General features: G+C 37.1%; 17 protein-coding genes and 1 riboswitch. Of the genes, 11 read left to right on the top strand and 6 right to left on the bottom strand.

The window, feature by feature from the left end:
* Positions 1-179 precede the first annotated feature (179 nt).
* Entirely contained in the window at positions 180-956 is a 777-nt protein-coding gene (locus ACIQAA_RS31265) for an alpha/beta fold hydrolase (RefSeq protein ID WP_402627515.1), read from the top strand.
* Between the two features lie 9 nt (positions 957-965).
* On the opposite strand, the gene ACIQAA_RS31270 is transcribed toward ACIQAA_RS31265, so the two are convergent.
* Positions 966-1,523 carry a phosphatase PAP2 family protein gene (locus ACIQAA_RS31270; protein ID WP_402627517.1) on the bottom strand — a complete coding sequence of 186 codons (558 nt, stop codon included), beginning with the start codon at positions 1,521-1,523 and terminating at the stop codon, positions 966-968.
* A gap of 278 nt (positions 1,524-1,801) precedes the next feature.
* On the opposite strand from ACIQAA_RS31270, the gene ACIQAA_RS31275 reads away from it, so the two are divergent.
* Positions 1,802-2,299, top strand: coding sequence for a metallophosphoesterase family protein (locus ACIQAA_RS31275; protein WP_402627519.1), 498 nt, complete (start codon positions 1,802-1,804; stop codon positions 2,297-2,299).
* Positions 2,300-2,320: 21 nt separating this feature from the next.
* Positions 2,321-2,563 (top strand): glutaredoxin family protein, encoded by a 243-nt coding sequence (locus tag ACIQAA_RS31280; RefSeq protein ID WP_402627522.1) that lies wholly within the window; start codon positions 2,321-2,323, stop codon positions 2,561-2,563.
* A gap of 24 nt (positions 2,564-2,587) precedes the next feature.
* On the opposite strand, the gene ACIQAA_RS31285 is transcribed toward ACIQAA_RS31280, so the two are convergent.
* On the bottom strand, positions 2,588-3,907 hold the full coding sequence (locus tag ACIQAA_RS31285; protein ID WP_402627525.1) for a YheC/YheD family protein: 1,320 nt from the start codon (positions 3,905-3,907) through the stop codon (positions 2,588-2,590).
* Positions 3,908-4,037: 130 nt separating this feature from the next.
* Positions 4,038-4,166, bottom strand: coding sequence for a bacitracin ABC transporter ATP-binding protein (locus ACIQAA_RS31290; protein ID WP_402627528.1), 129 nt, complete (start codon positions 4,164-4,166; stop codon positions 4,038-4,040).
* Between the two features lie 82 nt (positions 4,167-4,248).
* Positions 4,249-4,389, top strand: a riboswitch (cyclic di-AMP (ydaO/yuaA leader).
* A 129-nt stretch (positions 4,390-4,518) separates the two neighbouring features.
* Between ACIQAA_RS31290 and ACIQAA_RS31295 the strand changes: the two genes are divergently transcribed.
* Positions 4,519-6,345 (top strand): APC family permease, encoded by a 1,827-nt coding sequence (locus tag ACIQAA_RS31295; RefSeq protein WP_402627531.1) that lies wholly within the window; start codon positions 4,519-4,521, stop codon positions 6,343-6,345.
* Positions 6,346-6,376: 31 nt separating this feature from the next.
* On the opposite strand, the gene ACIQAA_RS31300 is transcribed toward ACIQAA_RS31295, so the two are convergent.
* Positions 6,377-6,811 (bottom strand): hypothetical protein, encoded by a 435-nt coding sequence (locus ACIQAA_RS31300; protein WP_402627533.1) that lies wholly within the window; start codon positions 6,809-6,811, stop codon positions 6,377-6,379.
* Positions 6,812-6,993: 182 nt separating this feature from the next.
* Here ACIQAA_RS31300 and ACIQAA_RS31305 point away from each other — a divergent pair, with 182 nt between their 5' ends.
* Positions 6,994-7,800, top strand: a complete 807-nt coding sequence (locus tag ACIQAA_RS31305) for a histidinol-phosphatase (RefSeq protein WP_402627645.1) — start codon at positions 6,994-6,996, stop codon at positions 7,798-7,800.
* A 198-nt stretch (positions 7,801-7,998) separates the two neighbouring features.
* Here the strand turns inward: ACIQAA_RS31305 and ACIQAA_RS31310 are convergent, their stop codons facing one another.
* The gene (locus ACIQAA_RS31310) at positions 7,999-9,213 is read right to left on the bottom strand and encodes an MFS transporter (RefSeq protein WP_402627536.1); all 1,215 of its coding nucleotides are present in this window, start codon (positions 9,211-9,213) and stop codon (positions 7,999-8,001) included.
* A gap of 195 nt (positions 9,214-9,408) precedes the next feature.
* On the opposite strand from ACIQAA_RS31310, the gene ACIQAA_RS31315 reads away from it, so the two are divergent.
* The 3 genes from ACIQAA_RS31315 to ACIQAA_RS31325 all read left to right on the top strand — a co-directional run bounded on the left by ACIQAA_RS31315 (position 9,409) and on the right by ACIQAA_RS31325 (position 12,912).
* On the top strand, positions 9,409-10,779 hold the full coding sequence (locus ACIQAA_RS31315) for an MATE family efflux transporter (RefSeq protein WP_402627538.1): 1,371 nt from the start codon (positions 9,409-9,411) through the stop codon (positions 10,777-10,779).
* Between the two features lie 183 nt (positions 10,780-10,962).
* Entirely contained in the window at positions 10,963-11,820 is an 858-nt protein-coding gene (locus ACIQAA_RS31320; RefSeq protein ID WP_402627541.1) for a gamma-glutamylcyclotransferase family protein, read from the top strand.
* Positions 11,821-12,357: 537 nt separating this feature from the next.
* A complete protein-coding gene (locus ACIQAA_RS31325; RefSeq protein ID WP_402627544.1) occupies positions 12,358-12,912 on the top strand; it encodes a competence protein ComK in 555 nt (184 codons plus the stop codon).
* A gap of 18 nt (positions 12,913-12,930) precedes the next feature.
* Here the strand turns inward: ACIQAA_RS31325 and ACIQAA_RS31330 are convergent, their stop codons facing one another.
* The gene (locus ACIQAA_RS31330) at positions 12,931-13,134 is read right to left on the bottom strand and encodes a DUF5957 family protein (RefSeq protein WP_402627547.1); all 204 of its coding nucleotides are present in this window, start codon (positions 13,132-13,134) and stop codon (positions 12,931-12,933) included.
* A 260-nt stretch (positions 13,135-13,394) separates the two neighbouring features.
* Between ACIQAA_RS31330 and ACIQAA_RS31335 the strand changes: the two genes are divergently transcribed.
* The 3 genes from ACIQAA_RS31335 to ACIQAA_RS31345 are packed head-to-tail and all read left to right on the top strand — an operon-like array spanning position 13,395 to position 17,298.
* On the top strand, positions 13,395-14,933 hold the full coding sequence (locus ACIQAA_RS31335) for a spore germination protein (RefSeq protein WP_402627550.1): 1,539 nt from the start codon (positions 13,395-13,397) through the stop codon (positions 14,931-14,933).
* Positions 14,934-14,947: 14 nt separating this feature from the next.
* Complete coding sequence (locus ACIQAA_RS31340; RefSeq protein ID WP_402627553.1) at positions 14,948-16,042, top strand: GerAB/ArcD/ProY family transporter; 1,095 nt, start codon at positions 14,948-14,950, stop codon at positions 16,040-16,042.
* Positions 16,039-17,298: a Ger(x)C family spore germination protein gene (locus ACIQAA_RS31345; RefSeq protein ID WP_402627555.1), complete on the top strand. Its 1,260-nt coding sequence runs from the start codon at positions 16,039-16,041 to the stop codon at positions 17,296-17,298. Before ACIQAA_RS31340 ends, ACIQAA_RS31345 begins: the two co-directional genes overlap by 4 nt.
* Positions 17,299-17,487 lie beyond the last annotated feature (189 nt).

Below are 17,487 nucleotides of genomic sequence, written 5' to 3' on the forward strand. Positions count from 1 at the left end.
CCCCAAAGGGGATAAAGTGGAGGAGCCGTATGCGATGACCCGCACGTACGGATCTGTGAGAGGCGCATGAAATATTTTCATGCGCCTACTCTATTACGAAAAGATACATAATAACAAAAGGAATATTTTTTGGACTACAAGTTAAGTTATTCATCATGTTTGTTGAGGTGAACGAATCAATGCCAATGCTGAATGTGAAAGATGTCAGCCTATATTATAATGTTAAAGGAAATGGAACGCCCATAGTTTTTATTCATCCTCCTTTACTTACCTGTGAAAATTTCAGATATCAAATGGAAGAACTTTCTCAGTATTTTAAAGTTATTTCTTTTGATATAAGAGGACATGGAAGAAGCCAGTATTCTGTCAAGCCCATTACTTATCACTTAATTGGAGAGGATATAACTCATCTTTTAGATCATTTAGGAATAGAAAAAGCATTTCTTTGCGGTTATTCAACTGGTTCCTCTGTGGCGTTGGAGTTTATGCTGACCTATCCGGACAGAGCATTTGGAAGTATCTTAGTCAGCGGAATGTCGGAAGCAAGTGATTTTTACATTCGTAAGAGGATTTCTTTATCAATCAAACTCGCAAATCCAGCTACTTTTTCTATCCTAGCTAAAGCGATTACTATTGGTAATGCTGATTCAATGGAGACATTTAAAACATTGTACCAGGCAGCCGAAAAAGGTGACGTTAAAAATATTAATCAATATTTTCAATATAGTTTGGAATATAATTGTACGAAACAGCTAGAAAATATTGAACTACCCGTATTACTGGTCTATGGTAAGAAAGACAAATCATTTCATCAATATGCCAAACTTTTGCACGAAAAATTGCCATATAATGAATTAAAGTTTTTATCTAATGAAAAACATCAAATACCCACAAAAGCAACACAGCAATTGAATCAATTAATAATAGATTTTGTGCACTTACACAATAAGAGTTGAATCCTAAAATTATTTTAAAGATATGAAACGATCGTAGGCATGGATAACTCGGGTTATTAAAGGATTCCAAAGGTTCGAAGATAGGTTAACACATGTAGCAACTATACTTCCTATTAAAGCACTGCCTATAATATCGGAAGGATAATGCTGTCCCATCCAAATACGTGATAGCCCTGTTAGGAAAGCTAAGATGGACAGTATAAGACCTAATGTGTGCTTGTAAAAAAGTACGGAAATGGCTGCAGCAAAGGCTAATGCCGTGTGTTTGCTTGGGAATGTAGAATTCTTTTTTGATGGTACCGGCGCTAATAGATTTACTCTTTTTTTCAAAAATGGACGAGGCTTAAAATAAACAAATTTAATCATACTGGTGAACAGGAATGCAGTAATTGCTGAAATTCCTGCTAAAATAGCGATTCTTTTATGAAAGTTATTTCGAAACCACAAGATGATCAAAATAATCGCAAATAGATAGCGAAGTTTCTTTGAGATTATGATCATAAAAATATCAAGAAAATGATAGCGCCCTGTGAATTGATTTAGTATTCTAAATAACCAATTGTCCATCATAATGCCTCCTTTTAAATTGCTCCATTATTTTTTCCTTAATAGTATTTATTATGTGATTTCTGTTCTGTAGTTAATTGGCTCGGTTAAAAGGAGAATCTGATTGAATTATTTCAAAATTCGGGAAATTTTTTCTATTTCTTGGGAAAGCGCAAGAACAGACATTTCTTGAGCTATGGTGTCAATTGTTGTTGTCGTAATAAAAGGCGGGAAAAATTGATTTTCATCGATACCACCAAGAAGCATAGAGTGTTTTTCGAAAATAGAGAGGAATAGGTATGAAAATTGTCGTAATTTCGGATACACATCTTCCAAAAAGAAAAAAAGGATTGCCTCCTAGGTTATTAGAAGAATTAAAGGATGTCGAACTCATCATACATGCGGGAGACTGGCAAACAATTGATATCTATCATGAGCTGCTGTCGTATGCAAGCGTTGAGGGTGTTTATGGGAACGTGGATGAGGAGGAAATAATCGGATTATTACCATCAAAAAAGATTGTGGAAGCGGGCGGTTTTAGATTTGGCGTTACACATGGACACGGGAAAGGAAAAACAACTGAAAAACGTGCCATTGCAGCATTTGAAGGGGAGAAAGTAGACAGTATAATTTTTGGACATTCTCATATTCCTGTCAAGAGGTATGAAGGGAATCTATTAATTTTTAACCCCGGTTCACCGACCGACAAAAGAAGACAAAAGTTATTTTCCTTTGGGGTAATCAGCTTAAGTGATAAAATAACGGCAGAACATATTTTTTTTAATGAACAGCAGTAACGGTTGGAAGGAGAGGAACCAATGGATAAAGGAGTTATTGTCTATACAACAAACGACTGTATCGAGTGTACGATGGTCAAAAAAGTACTTACTGAGGAAGGCATTCCTTTTGAAGTTAGAGATATATCAATTAACGCGGATTATCAACAAGAAGTGGAAAAGTACGGCTATCTAGGCGTTCCAGTAACGGTGTTAGGAAATAAAGCTGTTAAGGGTTTTACGAATGAATTAAAGGAAATTATCGAAACAGCAAAAAAGAGCTAATGTTTAGTTAGCTCTTTCGATATATTAAAAACCTGTTAGCTTTTTAGCATAAAGCATATTGGTTTTTAGAATCTCATAGTAAAGCCCCGGATATCCTGCTACTAACGCAATATCGTGTGATGGGTTGCAATGGTCAATTTCTGTAAGCCAAATATCACCTAATTCTCCTACCGTAATATCAACAGCTGCGTTTGCAAAATGTACGTCCATACCTTCAATTTCTTTTACACAATCAATGGCAATATGGTGCAGTTCCTCATAGGTTAAAGAAGCATGCAAATCACTTTGCTGCAAGAAATCTTTTACGATTTCTTTTTCAAATTTCACCAATGGCAGTAATCTGCCATCATTTTTTACCGATTGGTCTCCTCTCGTAAACGAACCCATTACCTGCCATTCACCTGAGTGATTTTTAACCGTAATAAACCTTATAGTGATGGTTCGATATCCTGTTACATCAATGGATTCTTGGATGATGTTTTCTCCCTCTTTAAAATATTTACTAAAGATAGAATAGGCTTGGTCCCGATTATTAAATCTATAATTCTTTGATTCCATATTTGCTAAATTCGTTATAACGAGAGAGTTTGAATCTTTTAGTAATATTCTATATGTCTGTCGGTTGGCGCTGTTTAGAGGCTTCACCGTTAAATTAGGAAATTTCTTTAAAAAGTAGTATAGATCTTGTGGTGATCCATAAAGATTTGTATCGGGAAGATAACATTTTACCCCGATGGAACCTGCCAATTTCTTATGAATACTCCATCGATTAAGAAAGAAATCATTAAAAACCACATTGCCGATAATCGATTTGAAATGTTGAATCCATGCAGTGCTTACGGAAGATGTCATCACAAAAATAGAGGCTGGATATGGGTAAGTTCCTTCTTCCCATTGTTTTGTCCGAGGATTATAAAGATAGCCTTTAACTTGATGGTTAACTTTATCAACATGGTCAAGAGAAAAGACTAGGATGGCACCCTTAATTTCACGATAAAGTAACACATAATCACGAAGATGATCGAGATATTTCTTAATCGAGCTTTGATAATAACCTGCAAGTAAACCGATAAAGGGTCCAATTTGTAGTTCGTTGCCATTCTGCTTGATTTCAAGGCTGCAATGCTGTGGTATATTCAGCATGTCCAAAATATCTTCAGATAGGCTTGCCCCATTTAGTGGCAGTTCATCAGAGATGTCAACAATAGATTGATAGGTGTTTGCTCCAAATCTGATTTTTCTAGCCGTAATTTGAGTAATTCCCATTGATTCTGCTAACTTGGGATGTAACGTTAAAATCCCTCTGTTAGAGGTGTTTCTTGATAGCAGAATAACATTTTCCATTTTAATTCCCCCCAACCATAATATTGGATAAGTTATTATATGTACAATAACGAAGAGTGTCTTAAAAATGGGGGGGATTCTTACAAATTGGACAAGTGTACCATTGTTATCTTGAAATATGTTTGGAGGCTTATTCGTCTTGTTTATGATTGTTTTTATCTTCGTTTTCTTCAACAGGGTGACCGTATAGCTCATTGATTTCATTAGCTAATTCATCTAAAAATTCATCTGATAAAAGCGGCTTTTTCTTTTTAGACATATATAATTCTCCAATCTTTATTTTTTTATAAAATTTTCATTTACATTTAAGAAACACAGGAGTATGATAATCACAGTTTCATATTTCTAAATCGCTGAGACCAGAATTGGTGCGGGGGACCCATTCAATGGATAGTATATCCAAGGGGTGAATCCTTTAAAAGGTAGGGCTACTCAAGGCCCGAATCCGACAGCTAACCTCGTAAGCGTTAATGAGAAGGAAGGTGGAGCTTGTGAGACAAGTTTATTAATGTCTGCAGGTCTATTTAACTTTGACTTGCAGGCATTTTTTTGTGCTTTTTTAGGGTGAATTAACAACTAATAACTTTATAGAAAATTCGGTGGTGCAGACAATGGTTTCTTCGGTCAAAAGATTATTAATTGGCAGACCTTTAAAGTCAACAGAATTAGGGGAACAAAAGCTCAATAAAACAAAAGCGCTGGCAATTCTTTCGTCAGACGCATTATCGTCGGTAGCTTACGGACCGGAACAAATACTGATAGTGCTCGTAACCATTAGTGCTGCGGCCTTTTGGTACTCCATTCCGATTGCAATCGGTGTATTAGTTTTATTAGTTGCCTTAATTTTATCCTATCGACAAATAATTTTTGCCTACCCGCATGGCGGAGGAGCCTATGTAGTTTCAAAGGAAAATTTGGGTGTGAATTATGGGCTGATATCGGGAGGTTCACTCCTTGTTGACTATATTTTAACGGTGGCAGTTAGTGTGTCAGCCGGAACAGATGCCATAACATCAGCCTTTCCTGCATTTCATGACCATAATGTGGGTATTGCGATTATTTTTGTCATCTTGATCACTACTTTAAACTTAAGAGGTGTAACGGAGTCTGCTTCTATTTTAGCATATCCTGTATATTTATTCGTGCTCGCTTTATTTATTTTAATTGGCGTGGGAATATTTAATATTCTAACGGGGCAGGTTCCAGCAGAATTGCATACACCAGTTGGAACTCCTATTGCAGGGATATCTTTATTTTTGCTCTTAAGGGCATTTGCTTCAGGCAGTTCAGCTCTTACTGGAGTTGAGGCGATATCGAATGCGATTCCGAACTTTAAAGATCCAGCTCCAAATAACGCTGCTAAAACTTTGGCTGCAATGGGAGGATTACTGGCGATATTATTTTCGGGAATTGTATTGTTAGCCTATTACTATGGGATTACTCCGAATGAAAAGGTTACAGTCGTTTCCCAAATTGCGGAGCAAACATTTGGACGAAACTTTATGTATTTCTTTATACAAGGCACAACCGCATTAATCTTAATTCTTGCTGCAAATACAGGATATACAGCTTTTCCACTGCTGGCAGTCAATCTTGCAAATGATAAGTTTATTCCAAGAATGTTTAAGATTAGAGGTGACCGATTAGGGTATTCTAATGGAATTATTACATTAGGTTTAGCTTCGATCTTGCTAATTATCTTTTTCAAAGGACAAACGGAGCACTTAATTCCACTTTATGCGGTTGGGGTCTTTATTCCGTTTACCTTATCCCAAACGGGGATGATGTTAAAATGGCTTCGTGAAAAGCCACAGGGCTGGATGTCTAAGCTTATCATTAATACGATGGGTGCTGTTATCTGCTTTGTCGTAACGATTATGTTCTTTTTAACTAAGTTTGCACAGGTATGGCCTGTCTTAGTGTTCTTACCAGTGATTGTGTTTGTCTTTTACCGAATTAGAAAGCATTATGAAGCAGTGGGAGAGCAGCTCAGATTAAATTGTGACGAACCTGCAGTGCCAATAGAGGGGAATGTGATTATTGTTCCTGTAGCTGGTATTACGCAAGTGGTAGAAAACTCACTTAATTATGCAAAATCCTTAGGTGCGGATCAAGTACTCGCAGTCTATGTTTCCTTTGAAAGGGACGATGAAAAGAAATTTGAAGAAAAATGGAATAAGTGGCAGCCTGATATTAGACTCGTAACCCTTCACTCACATTACCGGAGTATCATTCAACCTTTAACTAAATTTGTTGATACGGTGCAGCACAAAGCAAGTGAAGCAAACTACAGGGTAACTGTCATCATTCCACAGTTCATACCGAAAAAGGGCTGGCACAATATTCTGCACAACCAATCCAGCTTATTAATAAAAGCATACCTGTTATATAAACGAAACGTAATTATTACCACAGTTCCATACCATCTAAAAAAATAATTAAAAGAGCAGACTCCATTTTGGGAGCTGCTCAATTTTCGTTTTCAGGATTCGTGAAGATACATCCGGGAACCTCAAAGGTTAGACCATTCGCGGTTAAAGTGATCGAACAGATCGCAGTACCAATGATTGTTTCATGCAGAAAATGTATGTTTGATAGAACGGCATTGTCATGAAAGTTGACTCCAGAGGCTTGTCCTTCGGCTGTTAATATCATACCGGTACCGCCGCCGGATACGGATTCATATGTTGGCAAACCGGGTGCTGCGGATTTAAAAACAAAGCTATTGTTTTGATTAATATCGTCACCATAAAGAATGGAAATAAAACAGTTATTGGCTGTACAATCAACATCACATATTCGTGCAGATACCGTAATTATGCCGCTAGAAGGGAACCGATTGATTAAGGTTTCGACGGGTACGGCGGTTGCCGATACTTTTGCACGACAGTTACAACTTTCCATAAAACACCTCTCATTCACAATATTACTTATATATATGAAACAGCTTGTCTTTTGGATTGGACAAGAAGTGGAGTAAAATGGAAATAAACAAATAATATTAATTATTAGGGAACACTTTTTTGTGCTGCGGTTTGATTGGAAGTACCATAGTATGGGAAAATATGGAGAGGTGATAAAAAATGTTGAAATTTGATTTACATACACATCATGATCGGTGTGGGCATGCAAGGGGAGGCATTCGAGAATATATCGAAGCCGGTATAAAAAAGGGGTTAAATATTATCGGGATTTCTGACCATACCCCTTATTTTTCAAGTAAAGAAGACCATCCGTTTCCTCACATAACCATGGCAGCAAGCCAATTTCCTGAATATGTAGAGGAGGTCTTGAAGTTAAAACAAGAGTATTCTGGGAAAATTGAAGTACTATTAGGAATTGAGGCTGATTTCTTTCCTGAATATGTAGAAAACTATCGTCTGTACTTTGACCGCTATCCATTTGATTATATTATTGGATCTGTTCATCACGTAGATGGGGTGAGCATTTTTAAAAAGGACCGCTGGGAAGGGATGAGTTCTAAAGACCAAATAACGACCAAAGAATCCTATTATTCATTAATTGAACAATCTGCGCGCAGCGGCATGTATCAAATTCTTGGTCATATTGATGCGATGAAAGGCTTCTATCCTGACTTTTCAAACATTCAAACAGCTGCAGTCGAACACACACTAAAGGTCATAGCGGAATGCGATGTCGCTATTGAAATTAACACCTCAGGAAAAACCAAATACGTGGGGGGCTGGTACCCAGCCGATGACATTTTAGAAATGGCACTCCATCACGGAGTAAAAGTCACCTTCGGCTCAGACGCCCACGACCCAGAGCGAGTCGGCGACGAATTCGAAATCGTCCAAGCCCGCCTCAAACAAATAGGCTTCAAAGAATGGGTTTACTTTAAAGAACGAAACAGATATGCAGTAAAACTATGAATAAATGCATAAATGGTGACAGGCACCAAAAGGCAAAAAAAATGTAATGGAAACTAGTCCATTACATTTTTTCTTGTTTACCAATTTGTTTGCGTTTTTTGGTTAAGGTTCTAATTAGGTAGATACCGCCGATGAGTGCTAGTAGATTCAGTGAGTCACCCAGGTTTATGGTTAGGTTGAAGTTGTTGTTTCAAAATGCTAGTTTTTTACTAACATAGTTTTTGTGAATTTCCTGGTACGCGAATACATGAGAAGAAATACAAAGGCACTTCCTATTCTCATAATGGAATTCAACTCCATAGCTGTTTGTATGCCTAGTCCTTCTAGAAGCAAGATACCAATTTGAGGAGCAATAAAGGCAACAAAGGAAAGGAGTACATTATAAGTAGTGATACAATATGTTCTCGTTTCTTCTGGTGATTGCTCCAGCAAAAGGTTGAACAATAAGAGCACAACCCCAGAAATGAAAAATCCAGAAAGTGCCTGGACACAAGTTAAATAGAATAGATTGGTAGACAAAACAGTTAGAAATGGAACAAGCGCCATTCCCAGCGCAGCCCATACGAGCATAAGCGTATTAGATTTTGCCTCTGCCCATTTTTTCCATAGAGGGAAAGTAAAGATTTGGACCAATTGACATGCCACCGAAAAGATACTAATCCAAAGGATGGTCGCTTCTGCGATTCTGACATGATAAATATTGAAAATACCCCAGGACATCTGCCAGGTGAAATTAAAACAGAGTGCCGCAATCAGGAACCATTTGTACCCATGATCTTTAAAAATCGACCAATCCATCGACGACTTTTTTGTAGAAGTTACGGCTTGAACTGTCTCTTTATGTTTCATTAAGAAAAACACTTCAAGTAATCCAAAAAGTAACGCTGTGAAAAATAACCACTGATAGGCGTTTGCGTTATTTGTTTGGTTCTTCATGATAATCCCGATAATAAGCGTGGAAATCATCCCAGCGATCGTCAATAACCGGTTACGATCACTAAAAAAAGAACCCCTGCGTTCGTCTTTAATCATCCCGCTAATTAATGTCTGCCAGCCAATGTTAGCAATGGTGGCGGGTACATTCATAAATGCGATAATGATTAAAAATACCCATGCTTGGTAAGAGGCAGAGATATAAACAACTCCGATGAGAAGTAAAAATAATAATCGAGCCCCTAATACTGACATGGCAACCGTTTTTTTCTGCGTCTGCAAACGATTTAAGAGAATGGCAGCAGGAATGGTCATCAAAAGGGCAATTAAAGGTGGAAGAGAACTAATTAATCCAACTTGATAATTGGTAGCTCCAAGAATCGAGATAGCAAAGATGGGATAAAAGTTGCCTGCCAGGTTTATAGCAATGGTAGAAACCATTCCATGATAGATACTAATCTTTTCATTATATTTACGCACGATTCTTCACCAGTTTTCTCTATTAATAAATAACGATAATATTATACTACGGTATCCGAAATTTCTATATAATACTTTTGAAAATTATTTAACAAAAAATAGACCGTTTAGAGCAGCAAATATTACTCAAGTGAGCCAAAATCCAGTATAATAAATCTTTGGCTTTTATATTTCAGTTTTTCTAGGAGTTTTTATATGAATCAGACGTTTACATTAAAAGAAAAGACAAAACAAATTTTTGTCATGCTTATACCTATTTTAATCACTCAGCTCGGGATGTTTTCGATGGTGTTTTTTAACACGATTATGTCGGGAAAATACAGCTCCTCTGACCTAGCCGCTGTTGCCATTGGTTCGTCGATTTGGAGCCCGATATTTACAGGGATAAGTGGAATTCTGCTGGCGGTTTCTCCAATAGCAGCTCAACGGTTCGGGGAAAAGCGGAGCAGGGAAGTGGCATCGGTTGTAAGACATGGACTCTACATATCCGTCATGATTACCATCTTGGTAATTATGCTTGGTGTCTTCTTTTTAGATCCACTTTTAGATAAAATGAATCTTCCAAGTGACGTACAGGAAACAGCATTTGACTATTTGGTTGGTCTTAGCTATGGAATTCTTCCGCTGTTTATCTTTAACGTGCTTAGGTCATTTATCTATGCATTAGGAAAAACAAGGATAGTAATGTATATCCTGCTCTTGTCTTTACCGATCAATTTCTTTTTGAATTTTGTGCTGATCTTTGGATATTGGGGTTTTCCGGAACTTGGCGGAGCAGGTGCAGGATATGCCACCTCCATCACGGAATGGTTGATAACTGGGATGACAGTGTACATTGTAAAAACACAGGAACCATTTTCAGGCTTTGCCGTGTTTGAGAATTTGAAGAAATTTTCATTAGCAGAGTGTAAGGAAATACTGAAAATTGGTGTACCCATGGGACTATCAACGTTCTTTGAAACAAGTATGTTTGCAGTTGTAACCATTCTATTAAGTAAATTTAATGTCACAACGATTGCAGCCTATCAATCAGCATTAAACATCGTTTCTTTCCTTTACATGATTCCGATAAGCATATCGATGGCACAAACGGTTCTTGTAAGTTATGAAGTAGGGGCACGAAGATACAAGGACGCAAAGAGCTACAGCTGGTTAGGTATTTATCTCGCTATCTTAATAGCTCTCATTACCGGGGTGTTAGTGGTTTTATTCCGATACCAAGTGGCTGGATTATACTCAAATGAAACAGAAGTCATTAACCTAACGGCGCACTTCTTAATTTTTGCGTTGTTCTTCCAAATCAGTGACGCCATACAAGTAACGGCACAAGCCGCCTTACGGGGATATAAAGATGTTAATATTGCCTTTGTCATGACTCTAATCGCGTACTGGTTAATCTGCCTTCCAGTTGGCTATCTACTTGCAAACTATACAGGACTGGGTGCGACAGGATATTGGCTTGGTCTCACAGCAGGTTTATTAGCGGCGGGAATCGCGTTATCATGGAGACTCATCTACATCCAAAAACGAAAATTCATAGACACACAAAAATTAGAAGCAGTATAACAAGCGGCCAAAAGTCCTCATCACTCTCTATTGTGATGGGGACTTTTTTGAACCAACTGTCCGCCTGAGGTGGACAGTGTCCACGAGCGGTGACAGGCACCGTGATGACGGCTCCAAAATGACAGTGTTGTCATCGTGATTATGGGATAATGTGTTTATTCTTATAGGAAAGAAGGGGTTAGGATGGAGAGGTATTTTGTTTTTGTGTATGGGACGCTTAGGAGGCATGAGCGAAATCATTATTTATTGAAGGATGCGGAGCTTGTTGCGGAGCAGGCTTGGACAGAAGGGAAGTTATTCGATACGGGTTTTGGCTATCCTGCTCTCCAGGAGTCGGCTGCGGATGTGGTTTATGGAGAATTGTATCTCGTTACGGAGGATCAGCTTCATAGATTAGATGAGCTGGAAGGTTATAGTGTGAAGGCGCAAGATAACTTATATAACCGTAAAATACAACGGATCTTTCATGATACTGGGAAAACCGAAGCTTTTATTTATACCATTGCAAAACACAATATTCATATGTTGAAAACGCCCATCAATAGTGGTGATTGGAAGGAATATCACCTTCGCAAACAAGATCCAATCCTTTATTATGCATATGGAAGCTGCATGGATCATGCGCGATTTAAACTTGCAAAAGTGGATCAATATTTTCAAAAGGTGACAGGCACCGGCATTCTGCACGGTTATACATTACGATACTCTGTGAGTATGCCTGATGGCGGTCGTGCTGACATTGTCGAGGAAGGGGGCGTGGTAGAAGGAAAGGTTTATGAGATTCCAACAGATTGTGTTCCCTATCTTTATAGGAGAGAAGGGGTAGGTTCACGCTTATATCGTCCAACATTTGTGGACCTATTCATAAATGGAAGCTTATACAAAGATGTGTTGACCTTTACGGTTGTCAGTAAGGAAGCAGAAACAGCGCCGCCCGAACATTATTCTGAAGAAATCATTAGAGGCGGAACAGGCTTCTTAAGTGAAGCTTATCTTAAAGAGTTGAAGAATCACATAAATATATTATGTAAACAAAAGTAAAACAAAAAATCTTACTCTAAAAACAGGGTAAGATTTTTCAATTTATTAGAGTAATAGGCAAATATGTATTTTATGTGTATTTATGAATTTTCAGTTAACAGGCTGAAAGGTTAATTTAAATGAGCTAAGAATGTGCTTAAAAAGAGAAAAATAGATGAATTTTGAGGGTTAAAATAAATGTCGAACTATGTCTTTGTAAATAAAAGCATTAGTCGGAAATAAAAAATATTCATTATACGTTAAAAATTAACGTTCGTCAATATGGTACACCAACATTGAATAGTATAGTGTGAGTGACCAAAAAATTATTTATATATAACAGATTTACTTTCTATCTTCTTGTAAAATATACTATTTTTGAGGAGGAATTTTGTGGAAATGTGTAACGGAAACGAGGAAAAATTATCACCCTCGGGTATTGATCTTAGCGGAACGAAACCCAAGGGCAAGGCAAGTTGAGTATATCAACTTTATGTTAGTATACTCTTATTCTTAAAATAAGCAACCACTAATACTAGAAAAGAGGCTGACTAATTTATGGACATAAGAGATAAACACCTAATTAATGAAAAGACGGTTTTACTAACAGGTGAATACAATAATCGAGGAGAATTATGGTCAAGGTTAATCGAAGGGGAAGAAACTTTCCTCGTTAGAAAGAGTCCAATTACGGTTATCGAGGAAACACTATTACATTTAGGGTCAAATTTCCTTGGAGCCCGACGCAGTTCAAAATACCTGCTTTCTCCAACAAGGATGCACCCTATAAGTGTGAACCCGCAGATGGGCATTTTATTGTTTCCTACAAAAAATATGAAATGCCATTGCAATATATGGTTTTCACTTATGCATGTAAAAACAACAAACCCTGCTGGAATCAATCAAATTGAAGTGTTAACGAGCTTTGGTCATACAATCTTAATCGATATGTCGGAAAGAGCCTTTAACAACAAACGGCAAAAGGCAGTTCAGCTTCAAGAAGCCATTACCCATAATCTAAATTGTCCCTTAAATTTCTATATCGAACCAAAGAAAGGCTTTTATATAAGTAAAAACCAAAAAGAAAATAATTATTCCCTTGAGAAAAAATAATGAAAGAGAGCAGCGTCCTTAATGGAGGCTGCTCTTATAATTTGGTAGTTTTGATTTTCGGCGAAGCAGTAAGTCAATCCCCGCAAGCACAATACCTATCAAAAACGGTACAACCTTCAGGCTGACAGTCTGATCATATAACAAGAATCCATAAATACTAATCATCTCTGTAAGAAGGATTCCAAGAACAAAACCGGTAATAAAAATTAGCACAGTTCTCATTCCTCGTCTCTCCCTTCAAATATCTGTTTTCTCTGATTACCAGTATAGCAGTGCAGTGATATTTTCAAAATGAGCCAGAGCCGTAACTTTCTCTACACCTTAGGTCTTAGATACACCCACTTTTGTACCAAATAGTGGAATAGTTTAGATAAGAATAAACAATGCTAATATTGGAGGATTAAAGTTCCATAAGCGTAAATTTGTGACATTATGACATTCCCTTGAAACAACAAGAGAAGATAGTAGGAGTGTTAACGTACATGAGACGTCCATTTTTAAAAAAAATAAAAACAAATCATATAGAAACCAGTGAAGAGTTGTTTGAACATGATGAAAGCACGAAAAAAAACTACATTTCAGGAGATCTATTACTCGATGTTCCTAAAATAAAAGAGCTTTACTCTTATCCAAAAAATATAGACTTTACGGTGAGGGAATTCACGATTCATATGATGGGTAGAAAGGCAGTTATATTCTTTATTCCATCTTTGACTGACACGAAATTAATTGATGAGGAAATTATAAAACCTTTAATATTAGCTACCAAAGAAATTATCGATATTCCTTCAGCTATAAGTATCAGTGCAATCCAAGAGGAGAAAATGATATCCGGTGCAGTAAGTGAATTAAACACAGGAGCCACTTTGTTACTTGTTGAGGGCATAAATGTGATCTATATCCTAAAAACTTCTTCCGCAGCAGGAAGAAGTGTTGAAAAACCACAAAATGAAACAACACTATTAGGTCCAAAAGAATCATTCGTTGAGAAAGCAGACCAAAATATTTCACTTATCCGGAAAAAAATTCGTTCAGAAGATTTTACTGTTGAAAAAATGATTATTGGCAGTCGTTCCCACAATGAAGTCTATATCATTTACAACAAAGAATTAGCCGGAGAGAAAATTTTAGATGAAGTAAAATCAAGGATTGGGGCTATTCAAAAAGACGCAGTCCAGAATCTAGGTCTGCTTATTCAGCATATAGAAGATCGGTCAACTAGCTTATTTCCGACCATTTTACAAACGGAAAGACCTGACAGAGCTGCCTCTTTTATCGAAGATGGTCATGTTATTGTGGTAATGAACAACTCCCCGTTTGCGATCGTAACACCAGCAACTTTTTGGTCCTTTTATCATTCTGCCGACGATCATTATTTAAGATTTATATATGGTAACTTTACAAGGTTTTTGCGGATGACTGCCATGTTTATTACGTTATTTACTCCTTCTATTTATATCGCAATTACAAATTATCACATTGAAATGCTTCCTGCCGATTTACTCTTAGCGATCGCCGGTGCCCGTGAGATGGTCCCGTTTCCAGCTATTTTAGAATTACTTTTAATGGAAATGGCATTTGAATTAATACGGGAAGCGGGGATTCGAGTACCAACTCCGATTGGTCCAACGATTGGCATTGTTGGTGCATTAATTTTAGGTCAGGCTGCAGTCGAGGCAAATGTGGTGAGTCCCATCGTGGTGATCGTAGTAGCATTAACGGGCCTCTCGTCCTTTGCGATAAGTGATGTGAATTTAAATTATGCCATAAGGATAGCTCGATTTGGCTTTCTTTTATCCGCTAGTTTATTTGGTATATTCGGCATGGTGGGTATCTTTATGATCGGATTATTTTATTTATCGGTTGTTAAAACGTTTGGTGTCCCTTATTTGGCGCCATTTACACCGAAATACAAGTCTTCAAGAGATACATTATTTCGGAGGTTATTAAAGAATGAAAAATTAAGACCAGCTTATGTAAAAACGAAGGATTTAACAAAAGAGCCTGTTCAAAATGAGTGAAAATAGGTGGTAGTTTGGTTAAGGTTGAGAAGGATTTAATAGGTATTAGGGAGTTTTTTTCAATTATGGTTTTTATGATTAGTACAAAGGCCACAGATATGAACACAACACGTCTTTTTGAAGATACTCTTAACTCAGCTTGGATGGTTATCATTGGTTCCTTTGTCATCATTCTCCCTTCTATCATTGTTTTAAATCTTGTCCTAAAAAAATATCAAACGAAAAATTTAATAGAACTCCTGCAAATAGCGATGGGGAGGTATGTAGCCTTTGGAATTGGGTTTATCCTGTTTCTATTCTTGTTGGTTAACACAACAGTGGAAAGCAGAAGCTATGCGGACCAACTTATTACGATGAATTTCCCGAAGACTCCATTATTTATCCTTTACATTGCATTGTTATTATTTTGTTTATGGGGTGCTAAGAAAGGCTGGGAAGCACTTGGTTCTGTCGCATGGATGATCTTTCCTTACGTTACCATTGCATTAGGGATATTGGTTTTTCTTCTAGCGAAAGATGCTGTAATAAACCGGATATTTCCATTGTTTGGAGCGGGTAAATGGGAGATAGCGAAGTCAAGCTTTGATAATGTACCTATTTATGCAGAAGCCTTTTTCGTTTCTATGTTGTATCCCTTTGTCAAAGATCATAAAACCTATTCGAGAGGTCTTTTTGGTTCTTTAGCTTATTCTGCTTTGATGATGGTGATACTCTATATGTCCTATATATTAGTTTTTGATTCCCAGAGTGTAGGGAAAATAACCTACCCTTTTAATGAAGCAACTAGACTAGTGTCAATTGGAAGAGTCATTACCAATATCGAAACCTTTTTCTTAACTTTTTGGTTATTGGTGATCATAGTAAAGTTTGCTGTTTATCTATACTTGGTAAGTATGTTGTTTGGATATGTTTTTAATATAAAGGAGTTTGAACATACTCTCATTCCAATTACCATATTGGTTCTGTTACTTGGATTGATCCCAACAAATCAATTAGATAATATCTTTATCGTTAAACAAAAAATAATCATGTACTCGAAGTACATGTTGCTGCTCCTTCCTCCGTTGCTTTGGCTAATACTCAAAGTAAAGGCGGTAAGGAATAGATGAGTTACATAAAAATCATTTTAGTGTTGGGGATTGTCTTATCCCTTGCCGGCTGCTGGGATCGGAAAGAGTTAGAGCAAATGTCATATACGATCGCAATTGGATTAGATTTACCCGAGAAGATTGAAGCAAAAGAGAAACAAGCGGTAGATGTAAGCTTTCAATTTGCTAATCCAAAGTTGAATATTAAAGGAGCACCAGGACAAGAGGAAGATCCAGAGAGAAATATTGTTACTTTGACAGCACCGGATATTGTAACAGCCAAGAATATGGCTAATTCTTTTGTTACAAGGCAAATTTCATTCAGTCACGCTAAAGTAATCGTGGTATCAGAGGAGCTGGCAAGAACAGACGTCTTTTATCGTTTCATTGGATCTGCGCTCAAGGAGAGAGAGGTCCGTAGAGAAACAAGTATTATTGTAACAAAGGAGAAAGCATCTGAATTTATTAGAAAAAATAAACCAGAATCACAAATACGTGCACACAAATATTATCAATTTATTATCGATCGATCAGTTGAAACCGGTTTAGTACCAGAGTCAACGATCAATCGTCTATTAGCGATTACAGATGGAGACGCCGACCTATTTTTAGCGATAAACGGCTCAATTGGTAAAAAAAACAATGGTGTTACATTTAAAGAGGAGGACCAATATTTAGCTGGCCATGTTCCGAAAAAAGGTGGGAATCAGGTGCAGTTAATAGGTTCTGCGGTATTTAAAGAAGGGAAAATGATCGCTAAATTAACAGGAGAAGAGACCCGAAGTGCTCTTCTCCTAGATAATACATCGAGGATTGAAGATATGTATGTAAGTTATCAAGATCCATTGAACGAAAAATATATGGTAGCATGCAGAGTTAAGAAAAAAACGGCCACAAAGGTAAAAGTAAAATTAAGACAGGGTCCACCCGTAATTAATGTCATGGTGCCCATTGAAATAGAAGTATTATCTACCCCGAGTATGGAAAATTATGCTGAAGACCTAAAAAAACAGAAGATCTTGAAAAAGAAGATTGAAAATGAATTAAAAGAAAATCTAAGTACACTTGTTAAAAGAACCCAAGATGAATTTAAATCGGAACCTTTTTATTGGTCTTTGTATGCACGTCCTTTATTCAGTTCGACGAAGGAGTACGAAAAGTGGGACTGGACCAATAAAAATTACCCTTTTGCAGCGGTGAATATAAAGGTAGATGTAGAAATTGTCGGATTCGGTAAGCAGATGAAGGAATCTGAAATGGAAAAGGTGAGGGATTAGTCGTGCAGGTCGTTTTATGGATTGTCGTGCTTTTTGGTGGACTTTATAGTTTCGCACATGCTTATTTCCTTATTAAAGATAAAAATAAACTAGGTGCTTTTGGCATTACCTTAATTGGTTTAGTGATATGCGTGTGTCCCTTCTTCATTAGATTAAAATAATCAAGGAAAACAGAGGTCTTTCTAAACC

The sequence above is a fragment of the Neobacillus sp. NPDC093182 genome (assembly GCF_044754045.1).